Origin of the sequence: Actinopolymorpha cephalotaxi (assembly GCF_013408535.1) — a bacterium.
In the GTDB taxonomy this organism is placed as follows: Bacteria; Actinomycetota; Actinomycetes; order Propionibacteriales; family Actinopolymorphaceae; genus Actinopolymorpha; species Actinopolymorpha cephalotaxi.
Window position 1 is genome coordinate 5,011,249 of the sequence record NZ_JACBZA010000001.1, and the last position, 15,313, is coordinate 5,026,561.

Consider the following 15,313-nt stretch of genomic DNA (forward strand, 5'->3'; position numbering starts at 1 on the left):
CTCCACCGCAGGCCCCACCAGCTGAGCAGGATGCTGGTCCCGCGTCCATGCGCACTCGACCACTCGGGCGATCCGGCATCGAGGTGAGCGAGATCGGGCTCGGCGCCTGGCAGCTCGGCGCCCGGCGTGAATGGGCCGGGCCGGACGAGGAGGAGTCGTACCGAATCATCGACGAGGCCGTACGACTGGGCTGCACGTTCATCGACACCGCCTCGCCATACGCCGACGGCCGCAGTGAGGAGTACATCGGCCGGGCCCTCGAAGGCCGCCGCGACCAGGTGGTGCTGTGCACGAAGTTCGGGTTCTGGGCGCCCGGCTACCAGGAGGACCACTCACCGGACCGGATCGAGGAGGCGCTGGAACTCAGTCTGGCCAGGCTCCGCACGGACTATCTCGACGTGGCGCTGATCCACAGTCCGCCGTACGAACTGATGGACGGACGTACGGTCGCGCACTACCGCATCCTGCAACGCCTGGTCGACGCCGGCACCATCCGTGCCTACGGAGTCGCCGACCGGGCGAGCACCGCGGAAGAGCTGCGGCGGATCGTGCACACCACCGGCAGCAGCGTCCTGGAGACGAACATCAACGTCCTGGAACAACACCAGCTCGACGTCATCGCCGAGGCTGCCGAGGCCGGCGTCGGGGTGGTGGTGCGTACGCCGCTGGCCTCCGGCTGGCTGTCCGGCAAGTACGACCGGAACAGCGACTTCCCGAACGACGACCGCCGGGTCTGGTGGACGCGTGCACAGGTACGCGAGAAGGCCGCCGCCGCGGAGAGGTTCCGCGCCCTCTTACCCGAGGGCACCGCGATGACGCACGCCGCGCTGCGTTTCCTGCTTGCCCAGCCCGAGGTCTCCACGGTGATCCCGGGCGCCAAGTCGGTCGCACAGCTTCGGCACAACGTGGCCGCGGCACAGCAGACCCTGCCGTCGGAGACGGTCGCGGCGATCCGGGAGTTCGGCCACCGTCCGACGGGTGGCCGACGACCTTAGAGGGCTGGGACCTCGCCGCGGTCGCCGAGCCAGGACAGCGCCTCGTACACCGCTTCCAGTGAGGTGTACCGCGGCTTCCAGTCCAGCAGCGCCGCGCCCTTGGCGACCGAACAGTTCGGGCTGTGCGCGATGTGGTCCCAGGTCGCCTGCGCGGCGTCGGCCGACACGGTGGTCTTCCACTCGTCGTACGGTGCAAAGCGCAGGTTGACATCCTGGCCGTACCACCCGGCGACCGCCTCGGCGTACCCGCGCAGCGTCAGCGCGGCCGGGGAGACGACGTGGAAAGCCTCGCCCAGGGGAGCGTTGCGGTGTTCCAGTGCCGCGACGAAGGACCGCGCCACATCGTCGGCGTGCACGTGGTGCAGGGTTTCCAGGCCGAAGTTCGGCAGCAGTACCTCCCGGCCGGCGGCGAGGTCGGCGAACACCTCCAGGTCGAGGTGGCCGGCCGGGTTGATCGGCCGCCAGCCGGGGCCGACGATGTGCCCGGGGTGCAGCACCGTCGCCGGGGTCCGGCCGAGACGCGCCTCGCCCAGCAGGTAGGCCTCGATCTCGGCCTTCTTCACGCCGTAGTCCCCGAACGGCCGGCGCGGGACGCTCTCGGTCGTGGGCACCTCGACACTCGGGCCGTGCACCCAGACCGTGCCGCAGTGCAGCAGGTGCTGAACCCGGTCGCGCAACGCCTCGGCCAGCTGCCGGGCCGCCGACGGCTCGAAACAGATCAGGTCGATCACCACGTCGGCGTTCAGGTCGGCGATCCGCTTGCCGAACGTGCCGTCGGCGTCCTCCGCGTGCCGGTCGGCGACCACCTGCTCCACCCGCTGCCACACCGACGCCCGGCGGTAGGGCGTGCTCTGCCCGCGGCTGACGGCCACCACGTCGTGCCCGGCGTCGACCAGGGCGGGTACGAGGTAGGAGCCGATGTGGCCGCTGGAGCCGATGACGACGACGCGCATGTGGGTCTTCCTGCCTTCGTGGGTTGGGATTCTCAGGTCGTACCGTCAGATCAGGTCGTACGCGGGCACGGTGAGGAAGTCCGCGAAGTCCTCGCCGAGCACGACGCGTTCGAGCAGCTTCCGGGCGTTGTCCAGGTGGTCACCGGCGCCCGCGCCGACCTCGGCACGAAGTCGGTCGTACTCCTCGGCCACCACCTCGCCCACCAGCTCCGGCGTGACCTTGTCGCCGGTGTCGAGCTCGGTGCGGTTGTGGATCCACTGCCACAGTTGGGAACGCGCGATCTCCGCGGTCGCCGCGTCCTCCATCAGGTGGAAGATCGCCACCGCGCCGGTGCCGCCGAGCCAGGCGGTCAGGTAGCGCAGCGCCACCGCGACGTTGTTGCGCAGGCCCCGGACGGTGACCGCACCCGGCGTGGACGCGAGGTCGAGCAGGTCGTCGGCGGTGACGTGGACGTCCTCCCGCAGCTGGGACAGCTGGTTGCGGTGCGCGCCCAGGCGTACGTCGAACATCTCGTTGCACAACGGCACCAGGTCGGGGTGGGCCACCCAGGACCCGTCGAACCCGTCCCTGGCCTCGCGTTCCTTGTCGGCGCGCACGCGTTCGAACGCCGTCTCGTTCGCCGCGGCGTCACGCCGGCTGGGCACGAACGCCGCCATGCCGCCGATCGCGAACGCCCCGCGCTTGTGGCAGGTCCGCACCAGCAGCTCGGTGTAGGCGCGCATGAACGGCGCGGTCATCGTCACCGCGTTGCGGTCCGGCAGAACGAAGTCGGGTCCGGCGTCGCGGAAGTACTTGATGATGCTGAACAGATAGTCCCAGCGGCCGGCGTTCAGCCCCGCGGCGTAGTTGCGCAGCTCGTAGAGGATCTCCTCCATCTCGAACGCGGCCGGGATGGTCTCGATCAGCACGGTGGCCCGGATCTTGCCGCGCCGGACGCCCAGTCGTTGCTCGGCGTAGGCGAAGATCTCCGCCCACAGCCGCGCCTCGAGGTGGCTTTCCAGCTTGGGAAGGTAGAAGTACGGACCGCTGCCGCGGCCGAGGAGCTCGTGCGCGTTGTGGAAGAAGTACAGCCCGAAGTCGACCAGTGCGGCCGCCACGGGCTCGCCGTCGACGGTCACGTGCCGCTCGGTCAGGTGCCAGCCGCGAGGACGTACGACGATGGTCGCCAGCCGGCCGTCGCCGAGGCGGTACTCCCGGCCGTCCGGCGAGGTGTACGTGAGGCGCCGCCGTACGGCATCGGCCAGTACGACCTGCCCGGTCACGATGTTGTGCCAGTGCGGGGTGTTGGCGTCCTCGAGGTCGGCGAGCCAGGCCTGGGCACCGGAGTTGAGCGCGTTGACCGCCATCTTCGGATCGGTCGGCCCGGTGATCTCCACCCGCCGGTCGACCAAGTCGCGTGGTGCGAGGTTGACCCGCCACGAGGGCTCGTCCCGGATGCGCCGGGTCTCGCGCAGGAAGTCCAGCCGGCCGGTCCGGGCCACCTGCGCACGGCGTTCGGACCGTAGCGCCAGCAACTCCTCCCGGCGTGCACCGAAGCGGGTCTGGAGTTCGGCGACGAACGCCAGCGCCTCCTCGGTCAGGATCTCCCGGCCACGACCGTCGACCTCACCGACGACCTCGACCTTGCCTGCTCCGCCCTGCGTACCCTGGAGACCGGTCTCGCCCTGCTCACCGGTTCCGCCCTGTCTGACGTCCACCCCTTGCGGCACTCGCACCACCCTCTCGGCTCATCGCCTCGTGCCCGTCGAGTTGTCGCTGCCCTCCAGGGAACTTACAAGGACGAGCCGTCAGCCGCGACCGGCCGTTCATCCCGCAGACTCCACGCGAGCCCGAGCATGGCCACCAGCGCCGCCAGCGCGGCCGCCCAGAACACCCGCGACAGGTCGTCGCTCGCGACGAGTCCGCCGAACGCGCTGCCGACGATCCGGCCGCCGCCGAGCACGAGCATCGCGTACAGCCCCTGCGTGGTGTGCCGGATGGCGTCCGGTGCGCGCCGGTCCAGGATCACCCGCCCGGCGACCATCGACACGATGATGACCATGCCGTGCACGACCTGCGTACCGACGACGACGCCGATGGTGGGGAACGCCGCGAGCAGCGCCACCCGCACGGTGGCGGTCGCCGCGCCGAGCACCATCAGCCACCGCCAGCCGAGCCGGCGCACCAGCCAGCCGAACGCGGCCATGTAGGCGATCTCGACCAGGACGCCGAGGTTGGTGACCAGGCCCAGCCAGCGCGGCGACAGGCCGACCACCTCGGTGGCCATCAACGGATAGAAGGTGGAGTACGCCGTGACCGCCACCTGCAGCCAGAACATCGCGACCACGAACACCGCCGTGCTCGGCACCCGCAACAGCGCGCCCGCGGCCCGCGCCACCCCGGTCAGCGTCACCGTCTCGCGAGGTTGTTCGGGCTCACCGGACCCCTCGCGCGCCGGGCCGCCGATCCGCGCGCCCGGTGCGCCGGCCAGCGGCCCCGTCGGCAGCATCGCCGCCACCGCGACACCGAGGATCGCGAGACCCGCGGCCACCAGCGGAAGCAGCCACAGCGAGTGCCGGTCGGTGAGGACGAAATACAGCAGGACGCCGGGCACCATGTAGCCGACGGTTCCCCAGATGCGGACCTTGTGATAACTCACCCGCGCCAGCGCCGTGATGTGCCGCTGGGAGGCGAAGAAGATGCCGTCCAGAAGTGGCCGGGTGGGTTCGCGCGCCAGGCTGAACGCGGCGTACACGAACACGACCCACCAGTAGCCACCGACGAACGCGAACACCGACAGGGCGATCGCCGACGCCGCCAGTATGAACAGGAACAACGTCTCCGCCCGGCCGTAGCGGTCGGCCGCCACGGTGAGCGCCGGCGGCGCGATCACCGCCGCCGCGCTGGACACCGCCAGCACCATGCCGATCTGCGCGGTGTCCAGCCCGTGCACGAACGCGAGGAAGACCGAGAAGAACGGCAGCATCGCGCCGTCCACCGCGTACAACGCGGCGTAGCTCGCCCTGGTGGCCGCAAGTGGCCGTGCCCGGATCCAGCCGGGCCGCCGATCCGCGGGGTCCGCGCCGGTTTCCGAGCCGTCTTCCGAGCCGGCATCCTCGGGTTCGGTCGATTCGTTGCCGGTCGGTTCACCGGTGGATTCGTTGCCGGTGGATTCGGTCGCCGCACTTCGTCCGGTCGCGGTCACGCGTACTCCGTCTCTCGAGTCGACCGTACGTGCCGCCACCGTCGTTGCCGGCGTTCACGCCGTTCCCGTCATTTCGTCGTCGTTTCGTCTCCCAGCATGCCGGGCTTGTCGAACAGCCGCGGTGGACGCGTCCGTGGCGCACGCGTCCACCGCACTCCAGGTCGGCCGAAGGTGGTCACCGCCCTTCGGCGAACGACTTCCCCGTCTCCAGCAGGCTCTTCAGCTCGCTGAGCACCCAGGCGTGACCGCCACCGGCGCCGTGGTCCTCGAGCTGACCGCCCACCAGCGACGCGAGGCCGGGTGCGCCGTCGAGCTCGTGGACGAGCGTCAGCCGGGACACGCCGTCGCCGATCTCCTTGATCTCGTGCGTGACCCGCGTCAACGGCTCCTTGGCGAGCGAGGGATCCATCAGCATCCGGAACGTCGTCACCAGCCGGCGCGGCGGGTCCGCCTCCACCACCTCCCCATCGATGATCACGTCGGGAAGGGGATGGCCGTTCGCCTCCGCCCCGGCCCGGAACTCCGCGGTTGGCCGCACCTTGTACGCGCCGCCGGGGCGAAGGTCGTACTCCACGAGTCCGGTGTAGCCGTAGCGTTCGGTCCACTCGGGCTTGGTGATCGCGTCCCAGATCGCCTCCGGGGTCGCCTTGATGTAGACCCGGTAGACCTGGGTGGTGGTGCTCGTCGCGTCGGTCGTTGCGTTCGTCATGGCCGTTCTTCCTTGTCTGTGCGGTCCGCCTTCGCGGGCTTTTCGGTTGCGGGCTTTTCGGTTGCGGGCTTCTCGTCCGTGGGGTTCTCGAGCTGGACCTTGAGGTCGGCGAGCGCGGAGACCCGGCGCTCGGCGTACTTGTCGATCCACCGGTCGTGGATCAGCCGGATGGGTACGGGATTGAGGAAGTGCAACTTCTCCCGACCGGACCGGCGGGTGACGACGAGGTCCGCGGCCTCCAGGACCCGCAGGTGCTTCATCACCCCGAAGCGCGTCATCTCCAACTCCGACTCCAGCTCGGTGAGCGTGCGGCCGTCACGCGTGAAGAGCAGGTCGAGCAGGAAACGCCGCGTCGGGTCGGCGAGCGCCTTGAACACCTCGTCGTCCTCCGCCACGCCCCAAAGATAGGTGACCATCTGGTCACATGTCCAGAGTTTCCGCAGGTCAACTCGCTCGGGAAGATCCGCGCAGCTGTCGGTAGGGTGCTCGCCGTGTCCGGACAAACCATCGTGGTCGGCGCCGCGATCGTGCGCGACGGCCTTCTGCTCACCCAGCAGCGCGCCTACCCCGAGGCGGCCGCCGGTCGGTGGGAGCTCCCGGGCGGCCGGGTCGAGCCGGGTGAGTCCGAGGCCGCAGCAGTCGTACGCGAGTGCCAGGAGGAGCTCGGAGTCGACGTCGCCGTCCACGACCGGGTCGGCCCGGACGTTCCCCTGCCGGGCGGAGACCTCGTGCTGCGGATCCACGCCGCGGCCCTCGTCGATCGAGGCATCGAGCCGGTCGCGCACGAACACCGGGCGCTGCGCTGGATCGGCCTCGCCGACCTCGACGACCTGGACTGGCTGGAGCCGGACCGCGTCCTGCTGCCCGACCTGCATGCGCTCCTAGCAGGGCCGGGACGCTGACCTCCGCTCGACAGCACGGACGCCGCCTGTAACCGGCGCTCATCCATGGTCGCGGTCGGCACGAAACGCCTTTGTACGTTGAGGAATCCCGCTCTGTGGGCAAGCTGGGCTTGTCGGTGGTGGCCGCTACGATTCGATCATGTCTTCGAGTGAGTGGGGTGCCTGGACCGGTGGCGATGCCGCCGGCCGGATCCTCGCTGCGCTCGACCGGGTCGACGCGCCGCTGGACGAGGCGTGGGTGGCCCCGAAGGGTGGCCTGAAGCCCGAGGACATCGCGGCGGTGATCGCTGCGGCGCGGGCGAAGAAGGCCCGCTTCGAAGCATTGGAGCTGGACCTGGTGGCTCTGGCGGAGGCCAGTGACATCGGCAAGCTGACCGGCTCCCCCAACGCCACCGTCTACCTGCGCACCGCGCAGCGGCTCGCGCAGCGGGAGGCGTCCGCGGTCGTGGGGCTGGCCCGGGACCTGGGCAAGGTGGCGCGGCTGACGTTGGAGGCGATGGCCGCCGGGGCGGTGTCGGCCCAGCAGGCGAAGGTGATCGCCGAAGCGCTGAAGAAGCTCCCCGAATATGTGGATGCGGATGAGCGGCACCGGGCGGAGGAGTTCCTGATCGAGAAGGCCGGCTTCGCCAACCCCGACGAACTCCGCGGGATGGGCGAATCGCTGCTGGAGCGCATCGCGCCCGAAGAGGCCGAACGGCTGGAGGGTGAAGAACTGGCGAAGAAGGACCGCAAGGCCGAACAGAAACGGTCCCTGCGCTACCTGCCCAACGGCATCCCGCAGTCGGAGACGGTGCGGATCACTTTGCCGTCGTGGGAGATGGAACTGTTCCGCAAGATCATCGAACCGTTGGCCGAACCGAAGAAGGGCGCAGAGCCGGACCGGCGCCCGATCGACCAGCGGCGCGGGGACGCGTTCGCCGAAGCCCTCGGCCTGCTCGCCGCCGCCACCACCACACCCGTACGCGGCGGCCGACCACCCCAGGTCGCGGTCACCATCCCCGTCGACGTTCTGCTGAAGGGCCTGGGTGCCGGGACGATCGACGACACCGCCACCCCCGTACGCCCCCGGCCCTGCACCTGCCCCTGCACCGACCCCAAGTACGGCACCACCAAGGACACCGGCAACACCCGGAACGCCAAGAACGCCAGACAGGCCCGTACGGACGGGGAACCGACACCGGAGGAAGCAGCAGGCCAGGAACAAGCCCGGGAAACCCAGCCAGGTATGGGGAAACGGCCACCATCGGGTACCGGCTCACCCACCGACGGGATACCCCCACCGCGAACACCAGATCAACCGCACCACCCACAACCGAACACCGACCCCGAACCAGAACCCCGTACCGCAACGGGTTCGGGAACCGAACCCGATCCGCATACCGGGCAGGTTCCGGGGCGTGACGCCGAACCCCACGGTGCGGTGGGGCTGAAGGACGCCATCGACCCGCACGACGGGTGCCCCAAGTGTGGAGGTGGCGGGTCGGCCCGCTACCTCGGCACCGACGGCAAACCCATCTCCGCGGCGACGGTGCGCCGGTTGGCGTGCGAGGCCGACCTCATCCCCGTCGTCCTCGGCGGCGACGGGCAGGTCCTCGACCTCGGCCGTTCCGACCGGTTCTTCAGGGAACACCAACGACGAGCACTGGCCATCCGCGACGGCAGCCACTGCCACTTCCCCGGCTGCAACATCCCCGAACCACGCTGCATCACCCACCACATGACCGCCTGGGACCACGGCGGCCCCACCGACCTGAACAACGGCGTACTCCTATGCCGCTTCCACCACGTCACCGTCCACCACAAAGGCTGGCTGGTCCGCATGGGCACACACGGCCACCCCGAGTACGTACCCCCGGAATGGGTGGACCCGCAGCAGCGAATCCTCCGCCCATGAGACGCGACCAGAAGCCATATCTCGACACCGCAGCGACACCGTACGGAGGAGACCTGATGCAGCAGCTCGGCGAGCACGCACTGGTCCTCGGCGCCGGGATGTCCGGCCTGCTGGCGGCCCGGGTTCTGACGGAGGCGTACGAACGAGTGACGGTCCTCGACCGCGATCCCCCCCCCGCGGCGACCGCGATCCCCTCCGCGGAGACGGCGACGGAGCACCGCGGCGCGGGGTGCCTCAGGGACGGCACGCCCACGTACTCCTCGCGCGCGGAGGCGAGGTCATCGAGGACCTCTTCCCGGGTGTCACCGGTGAGCTCGTCGCCGACGGAGCGGTCGTGTCCCATCCCCTGGCGGACTTCAGGTTCTGCGCCGGCGGCCACACGCTCCGGCAGGTCCCGATCGGCGCGACCATGCTGCAGTGCACCCGGCCGTTCCTGGAAGGCCACCTGCGGGACCGGGTGCTCGCACTGCCCGGGCTCACGCCCGCGGACAGGTGTGACGTGGTGGGCCTGACCCTCGACGACGACCGCCGCCGGGTCGCCGGCGTTCGCGTCGTGCATGGGCGAGACGCGAGCACCGAGGAGACGCTGACGGCGGATCTCGTCGTCGACGCCACCGGAAGGGCCGGGCGTACTCCCGTGTGGTTGCGGGCACTCGGCCTTCCCCGGCCGCGGGAGGAGGAGTTCGCCGTGAGCGTCGGGTACGCCAGCCGGCTGATGCGCCTCCCCCGCGACTACGCCGAACGGGAGAAGGCGATCGCCGTCGGGCCGGTCCCGAACCTGCCGCGCGGCCTGGCCCTGCTCGAGGTCGAGGGCGGGCGCCACCTGGTGACGCTCGCCGGCTTCGAGAGCCGGCACCATCCCCCGGGTGACCACGACGGCTTCGTCGAGTTCGCCGCGACGGTGTCCCCACCGGACGTGCTGGACGCCATCCGGCGCGCCGAACCGCTCGGCGACATCGCCACCTACCGCTACCAGTCCTCCGTACGCCGGCACTACCAGGAGCTGCCCGACCTGCCCGACGGACTGCTGGTGACCGGGGACGCGCTGTGCAGCTTCAACCCCATCTACGGCCAGGGGATGACCCTCGCCGCGATGCAGGCTTCGACGTTGCGGGACAGCCTGGCGCAGGGCGCGCCCGGCCTCACCCGCCGCTTCTTCCAGGCCGCGTCCCGCACCGTCGACGACGCGTGGAACCTCGGGGTCGGGGCAGACCTCGCGCTTCCGCAGTTCCGGGCGCGGCGCACCCTGTCGACCCGGCTGACCAGCGCCTACACCCGCCAGGTGCAGGCGGCCGGAGCGGTCGACGACCAGGTGGCGCGGCAGTTCGTGCGGGTCACGCATCTGCTCGACCCGCCGGACCGACTCCTGCGCCCAAGCCTCGCCTGGCGGGTGCTGCGAGCTCGGACGGCAGGGCTGGGGCGACGGCGACGGGTTCCGCGACTCACTTCGCCCGGACGGTGAACTCCGCCGTGTGCACGCGGCCACCGTGACGGAAGTCGAGGTAGAGGCGGTACGCCCCCGCGCTCGGCACCTCGGCGTGGAACGCCACCCGCGGCCCGGCGGCCGTCTTCCCGTCGCCGGGCTCGCCGTCGGGATGCACGTGCAGGTAGGCCAGATCGCCGGCCCGCAGCGCCACCAGGTGCCCGTACGCGCCGAGGTAGGGCTGCAGGTCGGTGACCGGGCGGCCGCCGCGCTCGACCGTGAGGGTCAGCAGGCTGGACTTCCCGGCCCGCGGGTCACCGCTCAGCGTCACCTCGTAGCCGTCGACCCGCGCCACGGACCGCACCTGCGGCAACGCGCGCGGCTCGTACGCACCGGCCACCGGAACGTCGATGCCCAGGGTGGTCGCCTCCCCGCCGGTCGGCGTGAAGTCGGCGAACGCACGGTAGGAGCCGGCGGCGGTGAACGGCAGCCGGATCCGCCACACACCGTCCGCACCGAGTGCCGGGTGGACGTGCCGGAACAACGACAGGTCACGCCGTACGACGATCAGGTGCAGCCGCTTGTCGTGCACCTTGTCGAACGCCGTGATCGGCCGGCCGTGGCTGTCGACGATCCGGAACGCGAACTCCCCGTTCCGACCCTCCACAGGGTCCGGCGACACCCGCTGGAGCGTGTAGCCGTGCTGGCTGACCATCAGCCCGCCGGGGATCTCGGCCTCCTGAGCGTCCGACGACTCCTCGTGCCCGGCCGCCTCGTCGTGGCCGGCTGCCGGGTCCTCCCCGCCGGCCGCCTCGTCGTGATCCGTCGCGGAATCGTCGTCGGGTGACATGCCCTCCATCGGATCCGCGTTCGGCTTCGGTGACGTGGAGTGCGCCGCGGACGCGGAGGTCTCCTCCGCCGCGAACGGGCCGACCACGCGACCGGCACCGTAGGCCGCGCCGAACGCGATCACCAGGCCGCCGGCGAAGATCCCCAGTCTGGTGGTGGTGTTCATCCGATCCCCTTGCTCCCGTTGGTCACCCTACCCCCGTACGGTATATCAGACCGGCTGCGGGAAGGTCCCGCCCCCGATATCCCCCGTCCGGACGATGCCGCCCGCACGCCCGCCGGACATGCTTGGGCCCCGTGAGCGACAGCATCGGGGAGTACCTCGTCAGCGCCCGGTCCTTCGCGGAGTACTCCGCGTTCTTCGACCTCGGCGAGGACGACCTGCGGGGTTCGGTCCTGGACTGCCCGGGAGGTGGGGCGAGCTTCACCGCGACCGCGGCGAGCAGGGGCGCCGACGCGATCGCGGCCGACCCGGCGTACGCGGACCCTCCGGCCGAGGTGGCCGCCCGGGTGCGGGCAGAGGTCGACCGCGGCGGCGCGTGGGTCACCGCCCGCACCGGCAGGTACGAGTGGGGGTTTCACCACGACCCGGAGACGCTGACCCGCGGGCGCGCCGAGTCCGCGCGGCTGTTCGCCGCCGACATCACCGCCCACCCCGACTGCTACCGGTTCGCGGCGCTACCGGAGCTGCCGTTCGCCGACGAGGCGTTCGACCTGGTGCTCTCCTCGCACTTCCTGTTCACCTACGCGGACCGGCTCGACCGCGACTTCCACCTCGCTGCGCTGCGGGAGCTACGCCGGGTCGCCCGCGGGCAGGTGCGGGTCTTCCCGCTGGTCGACCAGGCCGGCGGCCGGCTCGACGGCCTGGTCGACGATCTCGTCCGCGCGCTCACCGCGGACGACGTGCGGGCGGAGCGCCGGCGGGTGCCGTACGAGTTCCAGCGTGGCGCGGACACCATGCTCGTGCTGCACCCGCCGGGACGGTGACCGACCGCCGCTCCCCGCACCCGAGAAGGGCCCGAATCCTCAGCCGCGGTTCGGGAGTGCCTGCACCGCCCACCGGTTGCCGTCGGGGTCGGCGAAGAAGACGAACGAGCCCCAGGGGAACTCCTGCACCTCGCTGACGTCCACGCCGCGCCCGCTGAGCTCGGCGTGCGCGGCGTGGATGTCGGACACCACCAGCTGCAGGCCCTCGACCGAGCCGGGCTCGGCCTCGGTGACCCCGCGGCCGATGGCGATCGAGCACCCGGAGCCGGGCGGGGTGAGCTGGACGAACCGGATCTCCTCGCTGACCTCGTGGTCGTGGTCGGCGTTGAAACCGACCTGCTCGGCGTAGAACGCCTTCGCCTTGTCGACGTCGGAGACGGGGACCGCGACGAGTTCGAGCTTCCAGTCCATGGAACGACTTCCCTTCGGCTGAGCCTGTGGTCATCGGGTGTACGGCGGGAGCGCCGCCACCCACAGGAACAACCTAGAAGGCATTCCGGCCAGTTCCCGTCCTCAAACCGCGCGGCGTGCGGACGGGAACGAACCGATCCGGCCAGTACGTCAGAACCGGGCCTTGCCCCGGCCGCCGTACCGCGCGTTCGGTGCCTCCAGCATGGCCCGCTGCCGCTCGGTCAGGTCGGGGTAGTCGTCGGCGTCGTAGTAGCCCGCCGACCACGACACCGCCGGCGGGCTGTACTTGTAGAACGCCGTCCGCCGCTCGTCCGCGCCCCGCCAGGGCAGCGTCCCGTGCACCATCGCCTCGGTGAACACGACAGCCGTGCCGGCCGGCCCGGTGACCCGGCGTACGCAGGGATGCTGGTCGGCCAGCTGCTTCCATTCGCCCGGGAACGGGAACGCGCTCTTGTGGCTGCCCGGCACGCAGGCGAACCCGCCGTCGTCGGGCCCGACGTCCTTGAGGTTGAAGCCGACCGCGACCAGGCCGCTGCGGATCCGGCCGTCGGGGGTGACCGTGTAGTACTCCGACGCACGGAACGGCACCGCGCCACCGTGCAGGACCGTACCGATCGGGCCGTCTCCGGACCGGATGATGTCGGCGTAGGTGTGGTCGAGGCGGAAGTCGGACCCGAGAACGTCGTCGAGCACGTCCACCACCGGCGGCAGGTCCATCAGCGTCCGGAACGCCTCGTCGCGCCCCAGCAGATCACCGAACCTGTGGGTCCGCATGTCCGGCTCGGTCTCCCGCTCGGCCATCTCGTCGAGCTGGGCGTTCAGGCGTTGCAGCAGGTCGGCCGGAATGGCGTCGGGAATCGTGAGGTAGCCCTGCAGGTCGAACAGGTAACGGTCCTGGTCGTTCACGTGTCCTCCGTGGACGGTTGCGAGTGCACCGCCGACCGATTGTTCCATCGGGCACCGACGCGTGGCCCCGCCCCCGGTGGCCACATCCCGCCGTTCCGCAGCCAAGGCGGACAGGTCTCGCGGCGGCTGGGCCTCGCGGGGTTTGCCGGGCCGCTGCCGGAGCACGACAGTTAGCACAGCACACAGCACCACCCAGACAGCACGAACCAGGCAGCACAACCAGGCAGCACGAAGCAGACCGACGACCGGAGGAGTGACCGGATGTCCAGTTCGGAATTGCTGGTGGACGCGTTCGACCGGGTCCGCGAGACGGTTCACCAGGCCGTGGAGGGCCTGTCCGCCGAGCAGCTCGCGTTCCGCGTGGACGACGAAGCGAACTCGATCGCCTGGCTGGTCTGGCACCTGACCCGGGTGCAGGACGACCACATCGCCGACGCCGCGGGAACCGAACAGGTCTGGACCGCCGACAGCTGGTTCGAGCGCTTCGACCTGCCCTTCGAGCCGTCCGCCACGGGGTACGGCAACAGCCCGAAGGAGGTCGCGCAGGTGCGGGTCGAGTCGGCCGACCTGCTGACGGGGTACTACGACGCCGTCCACCAGGCGACCGTCGCCTACGTCGGCGGACTCGGCGACGATGACCTTCCGCGCGTGGTGGACGAGGCCTGGGATCCGCCGGTGACCCTTGCCGTACGGCTGGTCAGCGTGATCAACGACGACCTTCAGCACGCCGGCCAGGCCGCGTTCATCCGCGGTGTGGCCGAACGCCGTAGCTGAGCCGCCGCCCGAACGGCCGCCAGGCGACCGCGGTCAGCACCGCCATCGCCACCGCGGACAGCCAGAAGGGTCCGGCGAGACCCCGCCAGGCGGCGATCGGGCCGCCGACCAGCGCGCCGAGGGCGCTGCCGCCGACCGAGAACATCCGGAAGGCGCCCTGCACCCGGCCGCGCAGCTCCTCGGGCACGGCGCGCTGGCGCAGGGTCACGGTCACCGCGCCCCAGATCGAGCTGTGCACCCCGAACGCCACCAGGACCGGGCCGGCCATCCACGCGGTGGTGGCCAGGGCCAGGCCCACGTGCGTCAGCGTCTCGACCAGCAGGCCGGTGCGCAGCAGAACCGAGTTGCTCCACCGTGCCTGCAGCCTGGGTGCGACGAGCGCACCCAGCAGGCCACCGACGGCGATGGCGGTCGCCAGCAGGCCGTAGCCGAACTCGTTCAGGCCGAGACGCTCACGGCTGTAGAGCACCAGGATCGAGAATCCGGCCATCAGAGTGACGTTCATCAGGCACAGGGCGACCATCAGCATCCGGATGGTGGGCTCCCGCCACAGCCAGCGGATGCCGTCGGCGATGTCGGTACGGATGGTCCGGCGTGACACCGCTGCCAACGGCCCGGTCACCGGCCCGGTCACCGGCCCGGTCACCGGCCCGGGCACAGGCCTACGTCCCGCGCTCCGCATCGTGGCCACCAGCGCCGCCGCCCCGACGAACGTCGCGGCGTTCACCCCGAACGGCAACGCCGCCGCCGTCGCGAACAACACGGCACCGAGCGGTGGCGCGGCGAGCTGGTTGACCAGCAGGAACACGCTCTGCAGGTAGGAGTTGGCACGCGGTAGGTCGACCGAGGACACCACCGCCGGGACCATCGTGGAGGAGGCGTTGTCACCGAGCGTCTCGCACGTTCCGATCAGGAACCCAGCCGTGTAGATGACCGCGATGGTCGCCTCGCCGCGCCAGACGGCGACCGCCAGAGCGGCGACGACCAGACCCCGGACGAGGTTGACCACGACGATCAGCCGGCGCCGGTCGAGCCGGTCGACGAAGACACCGCTTACCACGGAGAAGAGCAGCCACGGCACCTGCTGGGCGAACACCGCCAGCCCGACGAGCGTCGGGTTCGTGGTGACCGAGGCGACCAGGAGCGGCGCGGCGGTGGCCGCGATGCCGTCGCCGATGTTCGAGACCGTGGTGGCGGCCAGCAGGGTGTGGAAGTCCCGCCCGAGCCCGGCGTGCCGTGGCGTGCGGCGCCACCGCCGTCCCCTCACCTGTGCGTCACCGGCGTCAGCCGTACCCGTTGTCGTGCGGACGTGCGCGGAGGCCGGC

Annotated in this window: 15 protein-coding genes; 6 read left to right on the forward strand and 9 right to left on the reverse strand. The window is 70.9% G+C overall.

Features of this window, described 5'->3' with window-relative positions; all coding sequences use genetic code 11:
* Window positions 1-47 precede the first annotated feature (47 nt).
* Window positions 48-995, forward strand: a complete 948-nt coding sequence (locus FHR37_RS22125) for an aldo/keto reductase (RefSeq protein WP_092882267.1) — start codon at window positions 48-50, stop codon at window positions 993-995.
* On the opposite strand, the gene FHR37_RS22130 is transcribed toward FHR37_RS22125, so the two are convergent.
* From FHR37_RS22130 to FHR37_RS22150, 5 genes are all read right to left on the reverse strand, one after another.
* Window positions 992-1,948, reverse strand: coding sequence for an NAD-dependent epimerase/dehydratase family protein (locus FHR37_RS22130; protein ID WP_092882266.1), 957 nt, complete (start codon window positions 1,946-1,948; stop codon window positions 992-994). The genes FHR37_RS22125 and FHR37_RS22130 overlap by 4 nt on opposite strands.
* Window positions 1,949-1,993: 45 nt before the next feature.
* Window positions 1,994-3,658, reverse strand: a complete 1,665-nt coding sequence (aceB, locus tag FHR37_RS22135) for a malate synthase A (protein WP_237768654.1) — start codon at window positions 3,656-3,658, stop codon at window positions 1,994-1,996.
* Between the two features lie 62 nt (window positions 3,659-3,720).
* Window positions 3,721-5,133, reverse strand: coding sequence for an MFS transporter (locus FHR37_RS22140; RefSeq protein ID WP_092882264.1), 1,413 nt, complete (start codon window positions 5,131-5,133; stop codon window positions 3,721-3,723).
* A gap of 175 nt (window positions 5,134-5,308) precedes the next feature.
* Entirely contained in the window at window positions 5,309-5,842 is a 534-nt protein-coding gene (locus tag FHR37_RS22145) for an SRPBCC family protein (protein ID WP_092882263.1), read from the reverse strand.
* Complete coding sequence (locus FHR37_RS22150) at window positions 5,839-6,258, reverse strand: ArsR/SmtB family transcription factor (RefSeq protein WP_202817960.1); 420 nt, start codon at window positions 6,256-6,258, stop codon at window positions 5,839-5,841. The genes FHR37_RS22145 and FHR37_RS22150 overlap by 4 nt, the downstream gene beginning before the upstream one ends.
* A 75-nt stretch (window positions 6,259-6,333) precedes the next feature.
* Here FHR37_RS22150 and FHR37_RS22155 point away from each other — a divergent pair, with 75 nt between their 5' ends.
* The 3 genes from FHR37_RS22155 to FHR37_RS22165 all read left to right on the forward strand — a co-directional run bounded on the left by FHR37_RS22155 (window position 6,334) and on the right by FHR37_RS22165 (window position 10,100).
* On the forward strand, window positions 6,334-6,744 hold the full coding sequence (locus tag FHR37_RS22155; RefSeq protein WP_237768653.1) for an NUDIX domain-containing protein: 411 nt from the start codon (window positions 6,334-6,336) through the stop codon (window positions 6,742-6,744).
* Window positions 6,745-6,883: 139 nt separating this feature from the next.
* Window positions 6,884-8,638 (forward strand): DUF222 domain-containing protein, encoded by a 1,755-nt coding sequence (locus tag FHR37_RS22160; RefSeq protein ID WP_092882262.1) that lies wholly within the window; start codon window positions 6,884-6,886, stop codon window positions 8,636-8,638.
* 229 nt (window positions 8,639-8,867) lie between these two features.
* A complete protein-coding gene (locus tag FHR37_RS22165) occupies window positions 8,868-10,100 on the forward strand; it encodes an NAD(P)/FAD-dependent oxidoreductase (protein WP_092882261.1) in 1,233 nt (410 codons plus the stop codon).
* Here the strand turns inward: FHR37_RS22165 and FHR37_RS22170 are convergent.
* Window positions 10,081-11,076, reverse strand: coding sequence for a hypothetical protein (locus FHR37_RS22170; protein ID WP_092882260.1), 996 nt, complete (start codon window positions 11,074-11,076; stop codon window positions 10,081-10,083). The two genes, FHR37_RS22165 and FHR37_RS22170, sit on opposite strands and share 20 nt — an antisense overlap.
* A 131-nt stretch (window positions 11,077-11,207) precedes the next feature.
* On the opposite strand from FHR37_RS22170, the gene FHR37_RS22175 reads away from it, so the two are divergent.
* Window positions 11,208-11,897 (forward strand): methyltransferase domain-containing protein, encoded by a 690-nt coding sequence (locus FHR37_RS22175; RefSeq protein ID WP_237768652.1) that lies wholly within the window; start codon window positions 11,208-11,210, stop codon window positions 11,895-11,897.
* Window positions 11,898-11,936: 39 nt separating this feature from the next.
* On the opposite strand, the gene FHR37_RS22180 is transcribed toward FHR37_RS22175, so the two are convergent.
* Complete coding sequence (locus FHR37_RS22180) at window positions 11,937-12,308, reverse strand: glyoxalase superfamily protein (RefSeq protein ID WP_092882259.1); 372 nt, start codon at window positions 12,306-12,308, stop codon at window positions 11,937-11,939.
* Window positions 12,309-12,458: 150 nt separating this feature from the next.
* Window positions 12,459-13,214 carry a phytanoyl-CoA dioxygenase family protein gene (locus FHR37_RS22185; protein WP_092882258.1) on the reverse strand — a complete coding sequence of 252 codons (756 nt, stop codon included), beginning with the start codon at window positions 13,212-13,214 and terminating at the stop codon, window positions 12,459-12,461.
* Between the two features lie 261 nt (window positions 13,215-13,475).
* On the opposite strand from FHR37_RS22185, the gene FHR37_RS22190 reads away from it, so the two are divergent.
* Window positions 13,476-13,988, forward strand: a complete 513-nt coding sequence (locus FHR37_RS22190) for a mycothiol transferase (RefSeq protein ID WP_092882257.1) — start codon at window positions 13,476-13,478, stop codon at window positions 13,986-13,988.
* Here the strand turns inward: FHR37_RS22190 and FHR37_RS22195 are convergent.
* On the reverse strand, window positions 13,957-15,255 hold the full coding sequence (locus tag FHR37_RS22195) for an MFS transporter (RefSeq protein WP_092882256.1): 1,299 nt from the start codon (window positions 15,253-15,255) through the stop codon (window positions 13,957-13,959). The two genes, FHR37_RS22190 and FHR37_RS22195, sit on opposite strands and share 32 nt — an antisense overlap.
* Window positions 15,256-15,313: the final 58 nt, after the last annotated feature.